Raw genomic sequence first — 20932 nt, 5'->3', positions numbered from 1 at the left:
GACAAGTGGCAGGTCATCGATGCTTCCACAGTGTGCGTAGACGTAGCACATCCACGGTCCACTCGCTCCGGAGAGCCGCATCCGATAGAGGAACCTTGCGGTCGAGTGAGAAGGCTACGTGACGGTACAAGGGGTGGATCTCGCCGTCTCCCGCGACGATGAGGCTCGACAACAGCGGCTCGGTGGCCGGAGTGTCACGGTCGACAGCGACGAGAACCTCGCCCTGATCATCGGGGTGCAAGTGGGGGAGGACGCTCTCTCCCAGGCGCCGGCGAAGTTCACCCCATGTTGTCAGGGACTGACCCCGTGCGGTCTGCTCCAACAAAGTGCGTACACCTGAGGCGAGTTGGAGAATCTGGGATTGAGAGAGCCGACCTTCCGCTAAGGAATTGTCTTCGGGGATTGCAATGGCTGAGGCAGCCTTCTCTGCTTCGCGTCGGTCTTGAAGTCGCCGTTGCCAAGTGTTGAGCGCCGCCTGCTCGTTGTTCGGAAGTTTGATGCGCTTGCTGAGGGCTTCCGCTTCCACCAGGACACCGGCGAGATCGTTGGTGCTCATGGTGTCTTTTTCCACACCCAAGCGATGAATTAGACGTCGGAATCGCTTCAGCAATGCTGAAGAACGGTTGGGCTGCTCATTGGTAATCCAGGTCCTCATCTCCCCAATGATCGCGCGCTTTTGGTGCTGGAGTGCGGGGGAGAGTTGGAGTCTGTAGATGGGGTGGGCTTTGCGATAAATCTTCTCTGCCCGGTCGACATCTTGCAGCCTCTGTGCCTCTCTGAACTGGTTCACCAACTCGTCGAACTCGTCAGGGGAGTTGTCCCTGGGCGAGGGAACCTGCTGGGGGGCGACGACGGACGCGTTCGCTTCCGGGACTGATTCAGGGCGGGCGTGGGGCTCCACGGCTTCAATGGCTCGCAACAGGAGATGTGCGTAGTGGCCTGGCGTATCGCTTCGGCTGCCGAGCCAGTCGAGGTAAGGGGTGCCCTTGGCGCGTGCGGACTCGTATGTGTTCAGGCGCTTACGCGCCCCTTTGATCGTGTCGGACAGGCGCTTGTGGTGCTTTCCGTTGAGCCGGGGCAGCAGTTCCTCGGCTTGGGCCAAGGCCTTACGCAGCCGTGCAACGCCCTCCTCCAGCGGTGCTTGTCGCTGCGGATGACCGCTGCCCGATTGCGCGTTGCGCCTCTTGGGCTGGGGGACGACCGGCGGCCCGGATACCTTGCCGTCGGCGGCGAGTGCCAGGCGGGCCGGGATCACGCGGACTCCTGACGCGCTGTGGGCCTGATAGGCCCGTTCCTTCTCGCGGTCGCACCACAGTTTCAAGGTGACGTCGTCGGCAGGTGGCTGAAGCCCGAGCTTGCGGATGATGGTCGTCATATCCGGCAGCGGACGGCCACCGGAGTCCCGCACCAGAGCCGAGAGCACGGGCTTGTCCGGAGCCGCAGGACGATCCACTGCGATGAGGAGGTCCCGACGGTCGGTCGCAGACAGCCGGACCAGGTTGAGCTCCGCGACCGATCCAAGTGTGCTCCACGCTGTGAGCGTGCGACGTCTGGCGAAGTCCTTCAGCGCTTTGCGAACTCGGGCCACCATGTCCGGGGTTGGCCTTGTGGACGAACTACTCGCCGATTGCGCGGCTGAGTTGGCCCGGCCGGATGTGGTAGCCGTCTGTCCCGTGACGGTGCGTTGCTCCGGAACAGGGACGTCAGACGTTGTCCGTACCGGTTTGGGGAGAGCGACGCCTGGGCGCCACAGGCCAGTGCGTTCTGCCTCGATGCCGCTGAGCTGGATGACGCCATCGGCCCGCACAGCCCACTGAGCGCCGTCCTGCGGATCAGGATCGGTGAGGAGGAGCCGGGCCACTCCGTGCAACCGGTACACGTACTGCTCGGTCGGCATGGGGACGGCATCCGGAAGGGACACATGCGCACGGATGATGCGGCTGCCGGCGGGCTTTACGTCCGCGGTGATGATGTAGCGACCTTCGGCCGCGAGTGGGGAGTGCTTGGGCATCGGAGCCTTGGTGTCGATGGCGAACACAATCTGGTCTGCCCGGAGCGGGAACGTGGCAGGTCGAAGCCACGCACCCATGCCCCGCTGGGTGACACTGCCGTCGCTGAGCAGCTCTTCCAGCACGGGCGTGACCAGCCCATCGGAAGTGAGTCGGCAATCGTCGAGTGCTGACCAGGTGACAGGCCGCCCGGTGCGTTCGACGCCGATCAGGACGCGTCGGTCCGAGCCGTGGGTCTCGCACTTGACGCGGAGCGCATAGCCCTGGCGTTGCACCATGTTGGCCGAGATCGGTCCTTCGGCTCCGAAGATCCAGTCCATCTGCTCCGAGGATGTGCCGAGCTCCTGCTCAGCCCGGTACCAGGTGCGGTAGTCCTGGAGGCACAGCTGGAAGCGCAGGCGTTGGCGGGTCGTGGGGAGCCAGAAGTCCACCGCGTCGCCGGGACCGGTGCCGAGGTGGCGCAGCTCGGCCTGAACGCGCAACCCCTGGGCCTTGAGCCAGTCGGTCAGGTCCCTCTTGATGAAGAGATGGTCCGCGCTGTCGGCGCCATTCGCGACGCGATGACATGCCGGGGCCATGCCCGTCCGATCAGGGAAGTGGGCGAAGTGGCAGACCTTGGTCTCGTACCGCTTGGTCATCAGCTCTTCGCCGCAACCGCCGAGCAGTGTGCCGCACCAGAACCGCTTTCCCTGGAAGTGGCGGCGGAACTGGTCGAGGTTGTAAGGCTGTTCGGGGAGGATGACCGGCTGGTCCGAGTCCTTGGTACCGATAACGGCAGTCTGGACGAGCCGGGTGTCGATGACAGACATGACGCGCTCCACTGGGCGGGAGTGAAGGGGCCTGGGCGTTGCGCGTGGGGGAAGGGCGGGCCGCCGCCGGAGCTGCTGTGGGGGTGGTGGCGGCCCGGGTGATGGTCGAATCAGAAGAGGGCATCTTGGGGCGGGAAGAGTCCGTTGTCCCCGAAGCCCTGCGCTGGGTCGCCCTCCTCGGTGCCGGGGATTTCCTCCCGATGGGTCATCTTGGCCGAGCCTTGCGTCCGTTTTCCCTTGCTGCCGGACTTGCCCTTGTGAAGTCCGGCCGCGACCTCGGCGGCATATCGCTCGTGGTTCAACTCGCGCAGCCGGTCGATGATTTCGGTGCGGACGACGAGGCCGATGGTGTAACGGGTGCCCTGGTCGGTCTCGTGGAACCCGTGATCCAGCCGTCCGGGTGCGTCAAGGAGGTCGTCCCAGCCGTAAGCACGTGCTGTGGCCTCATCGAGGCTGCGATGGATGGCGCGAAGTTCCGCGATGTCCTCTTCGTGGCACTCGGGATTGTGTACCAGATTATAAAGGCCGGTTAGGCCGATGCCTCGACCTGCTGTTAGACGTCGGCGGTATCCTGAGAGATTTTCGCCTACGGCTGATAGATTTACTAGTTGTTCCTTGTCTGGGCGAGGGAAGGTTTCGAAACATCGAGGGATTTGATAGCGTGGGTCATTCTTCAGCGGGACGCCAAACTCAAGCGACCACCAGTAATGAAACGCGCTAGCTAGTACTGTAAAAGTCCCGATATCTGAAATTGGCAGTACGACAACCGTGTTTCCAAACGTGTAGTCGGTTGGTACAAGTACGGGAGTCAGTGTCTTGCTGGTCTCCGCAAATGCTATTGCGGTAGCTTTGCCTTCGAGTCGCCGGTACAGCTCGATTGCGGGCCGCCCAAATTGCCACCAGCTTTCGTTATCTTCTTCGGAGGATCCGATGCGTTCGGCGGGAACCCTGGTCTTTATGATTTGGAACGGCTTAGGGTATGACTTGGCAATTTCCTCTCCCCAATCCTTGAAGTTGACGATCCAGCGTCTCGGTGCACAGTTCGGATCAGAGTAAAGGTCGCTTCCGGTCAGGTAGGGTCGGACTACGTCGATATTGCGCGGATCTTCGTTGAGAAGATACAGGCGCTCTTCTTGGGTCAGGATGAATCCCTTCGCGGAAGGCTTGCTTCCTTGCAGTCCGATATTGAGATTGGCACTCAATCGGACGGGATTCCAGTTTGACCGACTGGCCGGTGCCAGTGCAGTTGAGATTGAGGGAGTGGGTGTTTCGTTAAGTAGGCGCCTTCCGTTCCAAGGGCCGTTGGATAGCCAAAATTTCACAATGTAGACCGACGCGCTCTTGCTTGGCCAAGGTTTTTGTGTGTGGGCCCCGTAGAGAGTCCATCCTGTGGATTCAAGGGCGTCGAGCCCAACCTTCTTGCTCGTTCCCTTCGCAACGGCGTGGGTGGCAACGTAAGCCAGCTTTCCGTTTTCTCGCGAGATATTTCCGGCCTGGCGTACGAAGAAGGAGACGAGGTCGGCGCGGTCGGTTTCGAAACCCGCAATTGAGGCGGCGATATATTTGCGGTATGCGGAGCCCATGGGTCCAGAAATCTTGGTTCCTCCAAGGAATGGTGGATTGCCGATCACCGCATCAAACCCACCCCCCTCAAATACCTCCGGAAACACCAACGGCCAGTGCACTGGCTTCCGCTCGAACCCACCCTCAGGAAGATCCGTAGCTAGCCACTCGTGCGCCAGCGCCCGAGCCTCCTCCGTCGCCCCCTCAAGCCCCTTCGCCACGGCGAACCCCATGCCAGCCGCAGCCATCGGAGCCTCGGACCGCTTCAGGGACCACCCGTTCCGGGCCATCTCCTTCTTCAGTGACTCCCGCGCCGGCAGTGGCCCGCTCCCGTGCGAGGCCAGAGCAGCCCCCGCCGTAAGGTCGGCGAGCAGGTTGACCCGGGTCGCCCGCTCCTGGACGTCCGCGAGTATGGCCCGCTTCTCCGCGATGTCCTTCAGCGTCTCGCCCGGCATGTCGCCGATCTGCTTGCGGTCCTCGGCGAGTTCATGGACCAGTTCACGCACTCCCGCCGTGAAGTCGATGACGCCCCGCTTGTGCCGATCACGCCCCCGTCGTGCGTCGAGGTCCATGACCTCCAACTGCTCCAGGGACGTGATGCCCAGTAGAGAGTCCCCCGCCACCAACCGGTCGTCCAGGAACGTGAACGGCCGCTCCGGGTCCATGGAGATCAGCCACAGCGACAGCTTGGCCATCTCCACCGCCATCGGGTTGATGTCCACCCCGTACAGGCAGTGTTCGATGATCAGGCGCCGGGCGCGGATCATCACCCGGTCGCTCTCCGCGTCCGCCGCCATGACCGCGCCCGCCCGGTCGCGGTGGCTGCCGCGGAACGCCAGGGCCTCCTCGTCCCCCTCCTCGACCCAGGCGTCGACCAGCCGGTCCGCCAGGTAGCGGCAGGCGGCGACCAGGAACGCCGCCGAACCCATCGCGATGTCGGCGACCTTGAGCTTCAGGATCTCGTCCGGCTTGATGAGCTTCCACTGCTTGTCGTCCGCCGTCTGGAGCGGGCCTGGCAGGTAGACCAGCGGTTCCAGCGCTCCCTCGGCGACCTGCTGGGCCAGGGCGCGTGGCGTGTAGTGGGTGCCGGTGTCCTTGCGGAGGTGGGACTCCGTGACGTAGAGGCCGTCCTCCGGGATCACCACCGGTAGGCTCCGCAGGTCGTCGCGGAGGAGTCCGTGGAAGGGGAGGATGCGCTCGGCCAGTTCGCGGTCGTTCTCGGTGACCGCGAGCAGGCGGTGAAGAGCCTTGCCCCGCGCTTGCTCGTCGCCGGGCGCGAGCAGCTTCTCTAGCCTCGACGCCGTGGCCGGAGGCTCGGGTTCCTTGAAATGCTCGTACAGCTTCTTCGCGAGGCCCGGCAGGTTCGGCTTCTGGCCGGGGACGGCGCGCGTGCCCACGCCGAACGGGGCGGCCAGCTCCTCCAGTTCGGTCAGGCTCACCTCGTGTTCCAGGCCGGGCTTGCCGACGAGCCCGAGCACGGTGTCCTGGGCGCGCTTGCCGTCGTACGAGAGGAGGCCCTCGTACACGTAACCGATCTGTTCCACGTCCAGGGCGCGGAAGGTCAGCCTGCGCCGCTCCTTGTTGACGACGACGAACTGCACCGAGTCGAGGACGTGCAGGACGGTGCGGTCGTCGATCGGGAGGAGGGAGGTGTGGCCGTCGGCGGCTCGCGCGGCGTCGTCGTCCGTGCCGTCCGCGCCCTGCGGGACGGCCTCCAGCCAGGGGAAGCGCTTCGGGTCGAAGATGGAACCGTCGTACGCGGGCAGGGTGAGCAGCGGGTGGTCCACTCCGCCGTGCACGGCGTGGAAGAGGGCGATCAGCCGGTGCCAGGCGGCCGTCGTGTGCTCCAGGGAGTCCTCGCCGTCCGCGCGGCGGCGCTTGTCCAGCGTCTCGTAAAGCCGCCCGGCCGAGTACGCCTCCGCGTACAGCTCGTTGTCCGCGGGCAGCAGGCCGCGTTCCTCGGCGAAGAGCAGGAACACGACGCGCATCATGACCGCGACGGCGCCGCGGTAGACCTCGCTCGCCGGTACTCCCGACAGGCCCTTGCCGCCGCGCTTGACCATCCGGGCCTCGGCGCGGCCGATGGAGTCCACCAGGAGTTCGACGGCCTGGCGGACCTGGATGCCGAGGGCCTCGGTGACGTCTTCCTGGCCTTCCAGGCTCTCGCGCAGCAGCGCCGGCAGGAGCTCGTCCTCCGGCCGTCCGAAGAATCGGCCGCGCCGCAGCAGGGACACCCAGGCGCGGACCGCCACCAGGTCGGCCCGCTCGTTCCAGGCGATGGTGTCGAAGGTGGCGCTCGTGGTGACGCCGCCGGGCGGTGCCCAGACCAGGGACCACCAGCGGCCGTCGGTGACCAGGCCCAGCTCGACGCCGTGCTGGCGCAGGACGTGGGCGAGACGGTCGACTCCGCTCGCCGACCAGGAGTCGCCCTTGATACGACGCGTCGGCACCGTGTCGTGCGGCAGGACCAGACCGAGGATCGGTACGTGCTTGGCGGCGGCAGCGGTGTCCGGTTCGGCGGCGGGATCGGCTCCGGGCCGGACGAGAGCGAAGTCGGGGCGGACCGTGGTGTCGGTCCCGGGCGGGCTGACGGCGAACCGGTCCAGCAGCGCGTCGTCCTCGGCCAGGCTCTCGCCGCTGTCGCCGAAGCGCCCGGCACCCTCCCGCAGATGCAGGGCGTCGTCCCATTCCAGCAGGGTGCGCAGCAGGAAGCCGATCCAGTCGAGGCGGCCGGCACCCTTGCGGTCGTCCTGCCAGATGCCGTGATGGAGGCGGATGTCGGCGCGGCGCTCGCTGGGGACTCCCTCCAGCTGCGGCCAGGTGCGCAGCAAGACAGGCAGTGTGAGGAAGGGGCCGGACACCTCGACGAGGTTCAGCCAGTCCAGGTGCTGCTGCTTGCCGTCGGACGCCTTCGCGGCACGGATCGCGGCGGCGGAGGGGCGGCGGCCTCCGGAGCGGGGCGCGGGGCTCATCAGTAGGCCTCCTTGGCGGGGATGACGAAGACGACGGCGACCGGGAAGAGGTGGTCCTGCGGGTCGCGGTAGCGGGCGGCGATCGCGGCGAGTTCCCGCCGGCGCTCGTCCTCAAGGCCGTCGAGCCGGGCCCGCCAGCGCTTGCGGTCGTCGGCGAGCTGACGGCGCTCGTCGGGGTCCTTCAGTTGGTCCAGGCCGAAGAGCGTGTCCATCCCGCCCGCGGGGGAGGCCGCGGTGCCCGAGGCGGTCTCGCCGAGCCGGGCGTGCAGGGTGCGCTGGAGGCGGTCGAGGGTGCCGTTGATGCGCTGCTCCTCGCCGGCCTGGCGCTCGGCCAGCCGGTCCATCAGGGACGCTTTGCGCTCCTTGCCGCGCGCCTCGACGGACTGGGTGAGGCCGTCGTACGTCTTCGGCCAGCTCTGCTGCAGCCGGTGGAGCAGGCGTTCCTTGGCGGGCCGGCCCTCGGTGAGCGCGCGGTCGAGGATCGAGGCGACCGCCTCCACACCGCGCAGCCGCCGCTGCCAGCCGCTCTCGCCGAGCCAGCCGCCCGCGTGCAGGATCTCCTCGTGGAGACGCTGCCCGTCCGTGCCGACCAGCACGAAGCGGGCGTACGCGCCGACGAAAGTGGTCTCCAGAGCCGGGTCGTCGCTGACGACGGCAGTGATCCGGCGCAGGTCGACGTTGTCCGCGTTCCATACGGCCGCGCGCAGCAGCCGCGTCGACATGGCGACCAGCGGGTGGTTCAGATGGGCGAGCACGATGTCGGGGCGTCCCGAGGCCGCCTTCGGATCGAACGTCACCGGGCGCAGGACGTCGGGGCGGAGCTTGTCGGGCAGGCCGCGGGTGGCGCGCTCCCAGGAGCCGGTCAGCGGCGGCACGGTGAACAGTCCCTGCCGGAAGTCGTCCTCGGACGGCGCGTTCTCGTCGAGGCACGGCACGAGCGGCTGCTGCCGCGCCAGGTTCAGCGCGGTGTTCACCACACGGGCGACCCGGCCGGGGGTGATGCCGAGTTCATCGGTGGTCTGCTTCAGCTGGGCGCTGAGTCGTCGCACCTGCTCGGTGACGTTCTGCTCGGCGTCCACCTTGCCGCCGGTGGGACGACCCTTGATCTTCCTGGCACGGGCGTGCTCGATGTCGAAGTCGCTGAGCTGGCCCGTCATCCGGAGCTGAACCTTCTCGGCGAGCACGGCGTTGACCTCACCGAGGTCCTCCTCCATCCGCGCGACCTTTTTCGCGATACGGGCGAGGAACTCCAGGTCGGCCTCGTACACATCGGTCCTGGCCTTGTCCCAGGCGGCACCGACGAAGTGCATGATCTGCGGGTTGTGACGCTGGCCGTAGCGGTCGATACGGCCGATGCGTTGTTCCAGCTTGTTGGGGTTGAACGGGATGTCGTAGTTGATCAGGTGCCGGCAGTGGTCCTGGAGGTCGATGCCCTCGCTGGCGGCGTCGGTGGCGATGAGGATGCGGACCTTGCCCTCGGGGGTGTGGGGCGGCTCCTGGAAGGCGAGCCGGATCTGCTCGCGCTCGTCGGCGTTCTTCCCGCCGTGGAGGGTGAGGACGCGGCCCTCCTGGGCGAGGCCCTCCTGCTGGAGCAGGTTCAGCAGCCAGTCCTGGGTGTCGCGGTACTCGGTGAAGACGACGACCCGCTCGTTCCCCCACGTCCCGCCGGTGAGGCAGATGGCCTTGAGGGTCTTGATGAGCTCCTTGGCCTTGGCGTCGGGGGACGCCTGGTGGGCCTGGCCCCAGTGGGCCATCCGCTCCAGCAGGTCGGACTCTTCCTCGGACGTTCCCGGGGTGACCGTGGCGGCGCGGGTGATCGCGTCGTGCTCGGCCTCGGAGAGTTCCTCGTCGTCGAGGTCGGCGGCGTAGTCCTCGTACTGGGTGATCCACAGCGGGGTTTCCACCGGGGCCTGAACATCCTTGTTCCTGCGGGACTTCGCCTTGGCGCGCACCGATTCGAGGTGGACGTCGACCGTGTGCGCAAAGGCGGCGGGGGAGGAGAACAGCCGCTTCTTCAGCAGCAGGGTGACCAGGTCGACGGCTTTCCGGCCGCCGCGCCGGTCGGGGGCCACGCGCTTCCTGCGCAGCTCGGCGTACCGGGTGAGGAGGGTGTGGATCTCGCGTTCGGTGTCCGGGTACTCGACGGGCAGCGCCTTGGACTCGCGGGCGTGGAAGCGCGGGCTGCCGTCCTCGTTGGTCACGGTGCTCTTCAGCCGCCGTACGACGGTGTCGTCGAGGGCGGCCTTGTCCGGCTCGACGCTGCGGAAGAAGCGCTGGTTGTCGATGAGCTCCAGCAGCGCCGTGTAGGAGTCCTGGTAGCCGTTGTGCGGGGTGGCGGAGAGGAAGAGCCGGTGCTCGAAATGGGGAGCGAGGCGCCGGATCAGCTTGGTCTGCTGCGAGTCGACGGCGTAGATCTGCTTGGGCGCGCTGGGGGCGACATGGTGCGCCTCGTCCAGGATCAGCAGGTCGAAGGTACGGCGTCCGGGGCGGCCCGGCAGCTCCGTGGACCCGCCGGGCGGCAGCACCTCGTCGATGAGCCTCTGCGCCTTGGGCGTACGCAGCCAGGGAAGGCTCACGATGGTCATCGGGAACACCCGGAACGGATTGGCGGCACTGCTGTGCGTACGGCGCAGCTCGGCGCAGCAGGCCGAGTCGACCACGGTGAAGTCGAGGCCGAACTTGTCCGCCATCTCGTCGCGCCACTTGAGGGTGAGCCCCGCCGGGCAGACCACCATGATGCGGTGGGCCCGACCGCGCAGCCGCAGCTCCTCGGCAACCAGCCCGGCTTCCACGGTCTTGCCGAGGCCGACGTCGTCGGCGAGCAGCAGGTTGACACGGGGGGCACCGACGGCGCGTGCGACCGGCTCCAGCTGGTACGGCTCGATGGCCACCCCGGAACGGAAAGGTGCCTGGAGCGTCTTGACGTCGGCGGAGGCGACGGCGGACCAGCGGACGGCGTCGAGGAAGGCCGCGAGCTGCTCCGGCGGGTCGAACGCCCCCGCGGAGGCGTCGGGAAGGGAGCCGGCGGGCAGCACGCGGCGTCCCGGCTCGACCTCCCATATGACGGACAGGGTGTCGCCGTAGCGACCGTCGGCGACGGACTGCAGATGCACCACCGTGACATCGCCCGTCGGGGCGGCTTCGACGCCGGACACCACCCAGTTCTGGCCGCGTACCTGGACGAGAGCGTTTTCCTTGGGCGGCGCGACGATTGTGGAGGCTTCGGAAGTACGGGTGGTACCGGGCATGCGGACATCCTCCACTATCGGCGAGACGGCGGTGCCTACCGGAGCGCCTCATACTAGCGAGTGATTCGTTCGTTGACTTAGTTCACGCAGACTCTTCTTCGGTTGCGAAGGACTATCCCGGGCTTACTGCGGGAGACGGAGGGTGCGGTTCAGTCGGCCGAGCCGGCCGACCAGGCGCTCGACCTCGGCATGGGCGGGATGGTCCGGCGGCAGCGCGGTCCGCTGATCGTCGGCGAGGGAGCGCAGGGCCTCCAGGGCTTCGCCGGCAGAGCCCGAGCCCGCCAGAAGGGTGGCGATCTCCCGCCGGGTCTCCAATACCTCCGGATGCAGCGGGGGAAGCACCTCCTTCTGGAGATCGAGCGCCTGACGAAGCTCCCGGAGAGCGGCGGAGTTGTGTCCGAGGCGGCCGAGGCAGCGGGCGGCCATCACCCGGCACGCCGCGAGGTCGGCGTCCGGCGTGGAACGGGCCGACGCGAGGGTTGCCGCGAGCTCCAGACAACCGTCGCGCACCGCCTGCAGCTCCTGCGCTTCGAACTGCAACCGCAGGATGGCCAGCCTGCGGGAGACGACCTCCGGGTGGGATAAGCCGAAGCGGGGCAGCGCCGCGTCGAGATCCTTGCCCAGCAGCTCCAGCGCCTGGGACAGCCGCCCCTCGGCCGCAAGGCGTTGCGCGCGCTCGCGCAGGTCCTCCGGGTCCGGGGGTGCGGGCGACGCGGCTCCCGAGGGGGAGGGTACTTGCGGCGAGGAGGGAGGCTGCGCAGCGGGGGGCGGGGCTGGGGCCTGCGGCGGGGCGAGTGCGTCTTCCTCCTCCGGAGGGGGACTGGCTGGAAGGTCCGCGTCGCCACGCGGTGGACGTGCGGTGGCCGAGCCGGCCCCCGGAGCACCTGCGCGGGCAGCCTTCGGCACTGCCTGCTCGGCCCAGGGTGCGAGGATTTCCCGGACTTCGGCCGCGTCCGCCGGGCGATCCTCGGGACTCTTCGCAAGCAGGCGGTTGACCAGCTCGCACAGTTCCGCAGGTGCGTCGTCGCGCAGCCGGTCAAGCGGGACCGGGGCATCGGCGATGTGCCGGACCACCAGGGCCAGCGGCTCGTCGGCGGTGAACGGTGGTCGGCCGCCCAGGATCTCGTACAGAACGCAGCCCAGCGCGTACAGATCACTGAGGGGAGTCGCTGCCTGTCCCTTGCCCTGCTCGGGCGAGATGAAGCCCGGAGTTCCGGCCACCATGCCGGCGCCCGTCAACGGTGGCCCGTCCGGCGGCTGCAGTGCGGTGGCGATCCCGAAGTCGAGGACGCGTACCGTGCCGTCCGGGATGAGCATCACGTTCCGGGGTGTCAGGTCCCGGTGGACGAACCCGCGTCCGTGGGCCTGGATCAGTACGGAGCACACCTGGGCGCCCACTGCAGCGGCCCACTCGACGGGAAAGGGCCCGCGCCGGGCCACCAGGCGGTCCAGCGTGTGCCCGTACACGCGCTGCATCACCAGATAGAGCCGACTTGCTCGATGGGTGCCCGCATCATGGATGACGGGTACGTAGGGATGCTCCAACTTGGCCATCAGCCGGGCTTCCCGGGTGAAGCGGATGACGGCGGGGTCCTGCGGATCGAGGTGGCGCGGGATCCCGGAGACAGTCGTCTGCGGCGTCAGCAGCTTTACCGCCACGGACCGGTCCAGCCGCTGGTCGTACGCCGCCCATACTTCGCCCATGCCGCCTCTGCCGAGCAGCTCCGCCAGCTCGTAGCGGCCGTCGATCAGCTCGCCTCTCGCCATGTGCCGGTCCCTCACCGCCTCTCCCTCACTCCGTCGTCGTTCCGTGCTGCCGGCGGTCGCGGAGAGGACGGGAACCGGAACGGCCGCGTGACGTCCATACCCGCCTCCGAACCCGAATCCCACGAAGCGTCAGGTGCGGACGAAGGGACATGGCCTGCCAGGAGGGCGTACACCGAGGCGGCGTCAGCGGGCCGCTCGTCAGGGTGCTTCGCGAGGAGCTGGACGACCAGATCTTCCAGCTCCGGTGGGACGTCGGGGCGGAGTGACGTGAAGGTTGGGGGCTCATTGTTGCGGTGCGCCAGCATGACAAGCGCTGGTGTCGGGGCGGTGAAGGGGGGCTTCTCGGTCAGCATGAAGTGCAGTACGCAGCCCAGCGAGTAGAGATCGGCCCGGTGGTCGACGTGGGAAGAGGGGCCGCCTTCCTGCTCCGGGGCCCGATAGTCCGGTGTGCCGATGTCCTCTCCGACAGCGGTCAACCGTGCGGGAGTGGCGCCGGGTACGGCCACCAGACCGAAGTCGATGATCTTCATGATGCCGTCCGGTGCAACCATGATGTTCTCCGGCTTGAGGTCTCTGTGTACGAGACCTGCCGCATGTACGGCGGACAGCCCGGCTGCGATCTGCGCGCCCGCTGCGGCGGTTGCCTTCACAGTAAGCGGACCATGCTCCGCCACGAGATCCGCCACAGTCGCCACGCCCGGCACGAGTTGCATGACGAGATACTGCATCGCCTTCCACTCACCTGCGTCGTGCACGGTCGCGACGTGGGGATGGTCGACCCCGGCGAGAGCGGCGGCCTCACGCCGGAAGCGCCGAATGACGCGCTGCCGTTCGTCGCCCGAGCCGAGGAGTTCCGGACGGATGAACTTGACGGCGACCTTCCGTTTCAGGCGCAGGTCGGTGCACTCCCATACCTCGCCCATCGCGCCGTGGCCGATCGGCGTGCACAACTCGTAGCGATCGGCGATGCGCTCTCCCCGAGACATCCGGGGCCTCCCCAAGCTCGTACGTCCACGTGACATGACAGCGCGTAAGCGGTTGCTGACGATCCTAGGACAGTTGAACGAGCTGTCTGCCGCGAAGCCGGCGAGGGCTCTGTGGTCAGGTCACGTGGGTGGGCCGCGTATGGCATGGTGATCGCCCTTGACCAGGATGGGGGCTGCTCGGCTTGGCGCGTCCGCGTGGGCAAGGACCCGGCGCACTTCATTTCGGCCTGACTCGCGTCAGGCGCCGTGCCTGCCGGTCGTGAGACGGAGGCGTCACCCCCTGGTGGTGAGCTCGTCGAGAACCTGCTCCAACAGGGTGTTGTCGCCGAGAGTTCTTCATCGAGGCGTCCTCGTTGCGCTTGGGGTCAGGCCCGACCAGTTCAGGTCGTATCCCGCGTCGGCGCTTAGCTGGGCCAGGAACGCCCGTTGGGCACGGCCGTTGCCCTCGCGGGACTTGGAGGACGTTCATGTTCCCGTACAGCGCGGTGAGTTGGATGACGAATTCTTGCCGGGGGAGGCGAGACGGCCGAAGGCCTCTCCAGCGTAGGGCACCAGGTTTCTCGCCGGGCAGAACGGTGTGCGCTTGGCGATGTTCACAGTGCGCAACTCGCCTGCTCACGGATAGATGTCGCCGAAGATCGCGGCATGGAACGCCTCAAGATGACCGAGGTCGTAGGCACCGGGCAGCGGGCGTTCGGCGAGCATGACGAGACGCGCCCGGGTGATGTCCGCCTCCGCTGCCGCGAGCAGTTGATGGTCGGTGAGGCCGAGCTTGTTGCGTAGTACGCCGTTGGGCATGGCGTACGGATCGTTCACCCTGCCCGCTGCTCCGAAGTCTGTCGGTGACGGGCGATCGCGCGGGCGACAAGGGTGTCCGCGTCGAGGGCACCCTTTACGTACGCCTCGGTGTCGCGGTCGGATGCCTCCGAGGCGTGGAGCCCTTCGGCCTCGATGGAGCCGACGGCCGAGGCGACGGCCGCACGCCGTGCGGCTCGGCCGCTCAGTGCCTCGAATGCCTCGACGGACAGGAGGACAGCCTGGGGCTTGCGGTGGGCGCCGATCAGGACGGGGTCGGCATCCGCACCGGACTCCGACAGGTCGGCCAGGATCCGCGACAGTCTCGCGCGCGCGTCGCTGACGGTCACGACCTCGGGGATTTCCATGCTGTCACCGTACCCATATAGAGTTGATTCTGTACAGATTCTGGTACGTATTCTATGTGCGGTGCCCTCGTACCGGCCGCCGCCCCCGGCGTGCCGCATCCGCTGAACGAGGTGCCGCAGACCTTCCGCCCCGGGGACTCGTACGACGTACGCGACGGGCTGGTGACGTACATTCGCCGCTGATGCCGCCGTCGAGGCCCGTAAACAGGGCAACACCGAACAGCAGAACCAGCCTGCGGCGGCGGTGGCGGCCGACCTGCTCAGCCCTGAATGGGACGTCCTCGCCGCACCACACCTACCCGACCCCACCGACGACTTCGCGATGGAGAGCGTTGCTGTCCCCGCGGCACTCGGTGAACTCTTCGCGGACGTCCGCCAGGTGCAGCGGCTGCGGGAGGCCCGTGCGCTGGTCGGCTTCACCCGGCTTGACGCCCCCGACCCCGAGGCGGACGAGATCGCCACACTCGTCCGCCTCTCCCGCACCTCGCAGAACTGGGTGCCGGCCAGCGAGGTCCGCGGCGAGGGAATCTTCCTGCGGGTGCGCGAGGACCTGATGGCCGAATGGGAGGACCGGATGCAGAAGTCGCCGCAGATGGCGGCGCACCGGGAGGCCTTCGGCCGGTTCCGCAGCAACCGGAAGTCGGACCGCATCACCGGCCCCTTCGACCCCATGCGAGGCTGGCCCGGCGAACGCTACATAGCCCTGCACACCTTCTCCCACCTGTTGATCCGCACCATCGCCCTGGAATGCGGCTACAGCTCGGCAAGCCTCGGAGAACGCATCTACGCCGGAGACGAGGAGAAGACCCGCACCGGCATTCTCATCTACACCGCCGTCCCCGACTCCGAGGGCACCCTGGGCGGTCTCGTGTCGCTCACCGAGGACACGCACTTCGAACGGATCGTGCGCAGGGCCCTGGAGGACGCGACCCGCTGCTCCTCCGACCCGCTGTGCGCCGAACGGCTGCCGAAGGATCCCGCGGACTACCTGCACGGTGCGGCCTGTCACGTCTGCCTGTTCGTCTCCGAGACGACATGCGAACGCGGCAACCGCTTCCTCGACCGCCGCTTCCTCGTTCCGCTCGGCGACGACACCGACCAGGTCCTCACCCCGGTGAACCTGCGGCCATGAGCCGACGGGACTTCGAGGCGGCGGCTGAGCGGGGCGTCGTACTGCTCGGGCCGTCCCGCGCCAAGGACCTGGCCGGGGTCTTCGCCTGCGGCCGGGGACTGGAGCACGCGCTGCTCCTGGTCCAGGCCCCGGCCGCCGATGCCGCGATCCGCGCACTGTACGAGGCAGCTCAGAGCAATCACGTCCCGTCGGTCGAGGCGGCCGCCTACCTGCGCGGGTTCGTGGCGGGATGGTCCCGGCGCAGGGACGAGGCGGAGGTGCGTACGGTGTGGAGCGTCCCGGCCACGCCGGGCGTGCCGGTCCGCGCGACCGCACGCGTCCTCACCGAGGTCGTCAGCCGGGCACGCTCCGAACTCTTGGCCATGACTTACGCGGCTCGCCGCCACCCACCGCTCATATCGGCCCTGCGTGAAGCCGTCGATCGAGGCGTGGACGTCCATGTCGTCGTCGAAACCCGGGAAGGCGCGGCCGGACTGCTCGACGGGCCCGAACCGGCTGCCGCCTTCACCGCGGTGCCCGGTCTGCGACTGTGGCACTGGGCTCCCGAGGCACGCGAGCACGAGCGTGCCCGTCAGCACGCCAAACTGGCTGTCGCCGACCGCCGCGTCCTGCTGGTGGGCAGCGCGAACCTCACCGAGTCCGGAGTACGCAGGAACCTGGAGGCCGGGGTGCTCGTCACCGGTGGCACCGCTCCGCAGAGAGCCGCCGAACACATCCGGGAACTGCAGCGCCGGGGAATTCTGATGCCGTTGCCTTGAGGCAGCCACTCGCCACTGCGCCGTGGCTGTTTCGACCGAAAGGGCCCGGTCCGGCGCCGACCAGTGGGACTCCGCAACCACTGTTGCGCAGCCAAGCCCGGCCCGGCCCACCACGCGTCTGAATGTGGCTCGTGGCCGGCCGACCAGCCCTGGCATTCCACATACTGGAGGTCAAACCCTCCGAAGTCGTGAGCCCGTTCCCCTAGCAGCCCCTAGGCTGGCGACGCATCAAGTGCACAGCCACAGCAGGGCGGAAGAGAATCATGCGCGGCCTCACCGAGGCGAACCTCAAGAAGCTGGCCGGCTCTCGTTCCTTCGACCGCGGGCGCGGCTATCTCGACGCGGTGTCCGGGGTCGAGGTCGGTGACGGCTGGGTCACTGCGAGCGTCCACGGCGGACAGCTGGCCCCCGCCGGCCTCACCCTGGTCACCGAATGCCCGCCCTTCCCTCAGGGCGGCATGGAAGCCATCGCCCAGTGGTTGGAGCGTAACCCCGACGCGCGCATGGTCGTCATCGACGTGTTCGCCAGGATGCGCGGGAACGCACCGCAAGGAGTGTCGGCATACGACGCGGACCATGTCGCCGTCGGCTAGGCCAAGCGGCTCGCCGACCACTACGGCGTTGCCGTTGTCCTCGTGCACCACGTGCGCAAGGCAGCCTCCGAGGACTTCCTCACCGAGGTCTCCGGCACCAACGGAATCGCCGGAGCCGCTGACGCCACGCTCGTACTGAAGCGTGCCCGCGGCCAGGCGGACGGCATCCTGCACGTCACCGGCCGCGACGTGGACGAAGCCGAGTACGCACTGAGCTTCCAACCCGCCTCCGGAGCCTGGCACCTGTTGGACGGACCGGTCACCGATCGCACCGTTAGCGACACCCGCGCGCTACGTCTGCGCCCACGCCGGTGCCAAGCCCAAGGACATGGCGAGCGAACTGCCGAACGTCGACCTCGACACGATCCGCCGCACCTGCAACCGCATGGCCGACGCCAGACAGCTCACCAAGGACCCCGGCGGCCGGTACTACCCGGACACGGAGACCCGGACGCTGGGCACGCCGGGGGTGGCCCAGCTGTCCGACTGTCCCAATACCGCCACTGACCTGCACGAACAGTTGGGACAGCCCGGATCGGGACTGTCCCAGCTGTCCGACTCCGCTGGCGAAATCGGAGGCTGACCGTGGTGCGTGACGAGATGCTCACGATTTCCCAGGTCATCGAGGAAATCGGCGTACCACTGTCGACCTTCTACCGCTGGCGACAGCAGAGGAAAGGGCCGAAAGCAATCAAGCTCCCGAACGGCGTCGTGCGGATTCGTCGTTCGGAATTGGAGCGCTGGATTGCAGCTCTGGAGGAAGCCGCGTGACCCACCGCAAGACCAGCGCACCGCAGGGCGCTCGCACTAGCGAGCGCCCTGCCGAAATTGAAGAGCTCACTCTTTCCACCGACATCCGTATCTGGAAGATCAGCAAGATTTCCAGCAAATCGGCTCCCTATCAACTGCGTTGGGTGGTCGCAGGGAAGGTCTGCCATTCCACCTTCGCCACAACAGCGCTAGCTGAAAGCCGTCGGTCGGACCTCTGGAAAGCGATGCGCAAGGGTGAGGCTTTCGACGTGAAGTCGGGTCTCCCCGAGTCGGAGATACGGCAAGCGAAAGCGGCCGAAGCGGAAAAGGCTGAGGCAAAGTCCGATCCCGCATGGTGGGAGTTCGCGCGCGAATTCATGAAGCGACGTTGGCGCACTGCGGCAGCAAAGACGCGGGAAGGGTTTGCAGACAGCCTTGCCGCGGCAGCTTTGGGGATGCTCGGGGACAGGCCCGATGCGCCGGAACTTCGGGCGGTCCGGCGGGCCGTGCGATGGGTTGTCGTTCCGGCTCACGCAGACCAGGAGCCCCCGCCGGACCTTGAGAAGGTCTGCTCATGGCTTGCGGAGAACTCCCTCCCCCTGTCCTCACTGAAGCGGTCTGGCATTGCAGAGGACGTCCATTACCGGCTCGCCTACAAGCTTGATGGCAAGTTGGCAGCCAAGGACACGTACAAGCGTCGCCGTCGTTGCTTCAACGCGGCCATGGCATACGCCATCCAGAAGCGATATCTGGACGAAAGCCCGCTCGCCGGATTGGAGCGTCCTGCCACTGCCGCTAGCGGCCCAATCGACCCGCGAATCCTCATGAATGCCGTACAGGGGCGCGAGTTCCTGACGGCGGTCTCGTACGTGGGATCGGTCCACCGAAACCGGGGGAGACGCCTGGTCGCGTTCTTCGCGTGCATTCTCTACGCGGCGATGCGCCCGGCGGAAGTCGTGGCATTGCGGCTGGACGATTGTCACCTGCCGGAGAAGGGGTGGGGCGTGCTCACCCTGCGGGAAACACGTCCGGTATCGGGCAAGAAGTGGACCGACTCCGGCCAGCGGCACGACAAGCGGGGGCTGAAGATGCGGGACCCCGAGGCGCACCGGCCGGTGCCGATCCCGCCCATCCTGGTGGCGATGCTCCGGGCGCACGTGAAGGAGTTCGGGACAGCGGCGGACGGTCGGGTGTTCCAGAACGAGCGGGGCGGTCTGGTGGGCACGTCCAGCTACTGGCGTGTGTGGGGTGGAAGCTCGCACCCTGGCATTCCCGCCCCACAAGGTGGCCTCACCGCTCGCTGGGAAGCCGTACGACGGCCGGGCGACGTGCATCACGGACTGGCTCCGCTCAGGCCTCCCCGTAGCCGAGGTGGCCCGACGTGCCAGCACGTCGCCGGAGGTCATCGACCGCCATTGCGCAGGCTGTCTCGACAACAGTGAGGTGGAGGACAACAAGAGGATCGAAAAGACGATGGGTGGGGCTAGTCATGGTCTGAAGGGTGGGTGCGTGACCTGGGCGACTGGGGCGCGCACCCACCAGACGCGACGGCACAGCCAAGTTGAAGCGAAACGGTGGCAAGGCGGACGAGGCTCAGTCAAGCTGACCATCGTGTCGGACAACGGTTCTTCCAGGTCAGCTCAGGATGCGAGGCGCTTGCGGCGCCGCCTCCTGATAGTCGCTAGTCTCCTTTTGGCCCTCGTGGGAATGAACGCCCCGTCCTTCTTCCCGTTGAGCGAGCAGTCCCCCCTAAAGATGGCGATCATTGGCGTCTTTGGGGTCGTCCTGGTGGCGCTCGGCATGGCCTTTGCATACATGCCAAGCGGAACTGAAGAGCGAGACATTTCAGAAGGCCGCGAGCGAGTTCGCGCGGCCGAGCGAGACTTGGAAGCTGCGCTCCGCACCGCGCGTTCGGAAGACCGCAGTGTAGCGATCAGTGGTGACCTAAATGTCTACGTGACACCCGAGGGTGCAGCGTCCGCCCCCGGGGATGGCGCCTCAATCGCTCAAGAAGGATTGCGGCTAACGTCGCCTCACTTGGCACTCCCAGAGCTGTGGACTGTGACGCATACCCGGCTAGACCTTTACCACGACATCGCTACCGGACAGGCTCGCAGATCCTTCGGTAATGCGCAGATTGCGATGATTGCTGGGTTCGTTCTGCTAGTCGTTTTTGTCGGAGTTGCGTTGAATGCGAGTACCACAGCGGGAAGTATCGTGGCGGGCGGGTTGGGGGCTGTCTCTGCGGCATTGTCCGGATTCGTCAGCCGTACGTTTGTGAAGTCGCAAGAGGCGGCTGCTGCGCATTTGCGCGCCTATTTCGATCAGCCCCTGGAGTTCTCTCGCTACCTTGCCGCGGAGCGGCTGATCGCAGATGCCGACCTTAAGCCGGAGCAGCGGGCAGAGGTGCTGACCGTCCTGGTTCAGGCGATGGTCGCCCATCCTGAAGCGCAGGCAGCGGACGGCATGAATGGGCAGCGGCAAGCTGAGTCGTAGCACGGGCTAACCCGGCCGGCGGGCCCACACGCCCCTCACGCGCAAACCGTGAGAGACAGCGAGAAAGGGCGGGAGCCAGTGAGACCGACTCCCGCCCTTTTCGTTCGGCATCCGCCCTGGTCAGACCGTTGTTCTGGGTTGCTGACCGGCGAGTGCCCCCGGCAGGATTCGAACCTGCGCACACGGCTCCGGAGGGCGCTTCGCCTTGCCCCCTTTTGCCTGGCCACCTGCCCACAGGCTGCTGGTTGCAGGCGACCTGTCCACGAATGGTCCACGGATCCTGACGCTGTCGGCGAATAGCGATCTCTGCTCGCGAGCGCGTCGGCACGCTTTACTCGAGGAGGATCTCTTCGGGACGGCGGCTGGTGATCGGTACGCGTTGGTCGTAGAGGAGGTGGTTCAGACAGGCCGCAAGGTCGTTGCCGTGATCATCTCGGGCCATGCTGCGCAACTCGCGAGCGAGGTCCATCCCGTTGACGAGGACGATGGGGTACTGGTCTTCCACCATCTCAAGCTGAGCTGGCTCTGAGAAGGCTCCGGTCGTGACGTATATGCCGATCCAACCGCGGCGCAGGCGCGCGACGACTCTTGCGATTTGTTCAGCAGATACGAGGCTATCCGGGAGTATGCATTTAGCCTGGCCCAGGACGACCAGGCTGGTGCCCGCGAGCCCTGTTCCGAGGTCG

General features: G+C 67.1%; 15 protein-coding genes and 1 pseudogene. 8 read left to right on the top strand and 8 right to left on the bottom strand.

Annotated elements, in window-relative coordinates:
• Positions 1-13: 13 nt before the first annotated feature.
• The 7 genes from ICC28_RS33135 to ICC28_RS33105 all read right to left on the bottom strand — a co-directional run bounded on the left by ICC28_RS33135 (position 14) and on the right by ICC28_RS33105 (position 14517).
• Positions 14-2818 (bottom strand): competence protein CoiA family protein, encoded by a 2805-nt coding sequence (locus ICC28_RS33135; protein WP_188292493.1) that lies wholly within the window; start codon positions 2816-2818, stop codon positions 14-16.
• Positions 2819-2928: 110 nt separating this feature from the next.
• A complete protein-coding gene (locus tag ICC28_RS33130) occupies positions 2929-7353 on the bottom strand; it encodes an Eco57I restriction-modification methylase domain-containing protein (RefSeq protein ID WP_188292492.1) in 4425 nt (1474 codons plus the stop codon).
• Positions 7353-10601: a DISARM system SNF2-like helicase DrmD gene (drmD, locus tag ICC28_RS33125; RefSeq protein ID WP_188292491.1), complete on the bottom strand. Its 3249-nt coding sequence runs from the start codon at positions 10599-10601 to the stop codon at positions 7353-7355. Before drmD ends, ICC28_RS33130 begins: the two co-directional genes overlap by 1 nt.
• Positions 10602-10724: 123 nt before the next feature.
• Positions 10725-12368 carry a serine/threonine-protein kinase gene (locus ICC28_RS33120; RefSeq protein WP_188292490.1) on the bottom strand — a complete coding sequence of 548 codons (1644 nt, stop codon included), beginning with the start codon at positions 12366-12368 and terminating at the stop codon, positions 10725-10727.
• An 11-nt stretch (positions 12369-12379) separates the two neighbouring features.
• Positions 12380-13354: a serine/threonine-protein kinase gene (locus ICC28_RS33115; RefSeq protein ID WP_188292489.1), complete on the bottom strand. Its 975-nt coding sequence runs from the start codon at positions 13352-13354 to the stop codon at positions 12380-12382.
• A gap of 615 nt (positions 13355-13969) precedes the next feature.
• The gene (locus ICC28_RS33110) at positions 13970-14152 is read right to left on the bottom strand and encodes a hypothetical protein (RefSeq protein WP_223190193.1); all 183 of its coding nucleotides are present in this window, start codon (positions 14150-14152) and stop codon (positions 13970-13972) included.
• A 14-nt stretch (positions 14153-14166) separates the two neighbouring features.
• Positions 14167-14517 (bottom strand): type II toxin-antitoxin system Phd/YefM family antitoxin, encoded by a 351-nt coding sequence (locus ICC28_RS33105; protein ID WP_188292487.1) that lies wholly within the window; start codon positions 14515-14517, stop codon positions 14167-14169.
• Positions 14518-14571: 54 nt separating this feature from the next.
• Between ICC28_RS33105 and ICC28_RS41180 the strand changes: the two genes are divergently transcribed.
• The 8 genes and pseudogenes from ICC28_RS41180 to ICC28_RS33075 all read left to right on the top strand — a co-directional run bounded on the left by ICC28_RS41180 (position 14572) and on the right by ICC28_RS33075 (position 20246).
• The gene (locus ICC28_RS41180) at positions 14572-14700 is read left to right on the top strand and encodes a hypothetical protein (RefSeq protein WP_262928517.1); all 129 of its coding nucleotides are present in this window, start codon (positions 14572-14574) and stop codon (positions 14698-14700) included.
• A gap of 16 nt (positions 14701-14716) precedes the next feature.
• A pseudogene (gene drmB / locus ICC28_RS33100) lies at positions 14717-15649 on the top strand (DrmB family protein); the annotation flags it as partial.
• Positions 15646-16407, top strand: coding sequence for a DISARM system phospholipase D-like protein DrmC (drmC, locus tag ICC28_RS33095; protein ID WP_188292485.1), 762 nt, complete (start codon positions 15646-15648; stop codon positions 16405-16407). The pseudogene drmB and the gene drmC, both read left to right, overlap by 4 nt.
• A gap of 263 nt (positions 16408-16670) precedes the next feature.
• Positions 16671-17000 (top strand): hypothetical protein, encoded by a 330-nt coding sequence (locus ICC28_RS40870; protein ID WP_223190218.1) that lies wholly within the window; start codon positions 16671-16673, stop codon positions 16998-17000.
• 328 nt (positions 17001-17328) lie between these two features.
• Positions 17329-17583, top strand: coding sequence for a hypothetical protein (locus ICC28_RS40865; RefSeq protein ID WP_223190191.1), 255 nt, complete (start codon positions 17329-17331; stop codon positions 17581-17583).
• Positions 17580-17771: a helix-turn-helix transcriptional regulator gene (locus ICC28_RS33085; RefSeq protein ID WP_223190201.1), complete on the top strand. Its 192-nt coding sequence runs from the start codon at positions 17580-17582 to the stop codon at positions 17769-17771. The genes ICC28_RS40865 and ICC28_RS33085 overlap by 4 nt, the downstream gene beginning before the upstream one ends.
• Positions 17768-19192, top strand: a complete 1425-nt coding sequence (locus ICC28_RS33080; protein ID WP_223190189.1) for a tyrosine-type recombinase/integrase — start codon at positions 17768-17770, stop codon at positions 19190-19192. The genes ICC28_RS33085 and ICC28_RS33080 overlap by 4 nt, the downstream gene beginning before the upstream one ends.
• 265 nt (positions 19193-19457) lie before the next feature.
• Positions 19458-20246 (top strand): TRADD-N-associated membrane domain-containing protein, encoded by a 789-nt coding sequence (locus ICC28_RS33075; RefSeq protein WP_188292560.1) that lies wholly within the window; start codon positions 19458-19460, stop codon positions 20244-20246.
• Positions 20247-20577: 331 nt separating this feature from the next.
• Here the strand turns inward: ICC28_RS33075 and ICC28_RS33070 are convergent.
• Positions 20578-20932 (bottom strand): restriction endonuclease (locus tag ICC28_RS33070; protein WP_188292484.1); only part of this gene is annotated, 355 nt, incomplete at its 5' end.

The sequence above is a fragment of the Streptomyces sp. TRM68416 genome (assembly GCF_014596915.1).
GTDB lineage: Bacteria > Actinomycetota > Actinomycetes > Streptomycetales > Streptomycetaceae > Streptomyces.
Note: the sequence above shows the minus strand (reverse complement) of the source record. Positions and strands in the feature narration are given on the sequence as shown.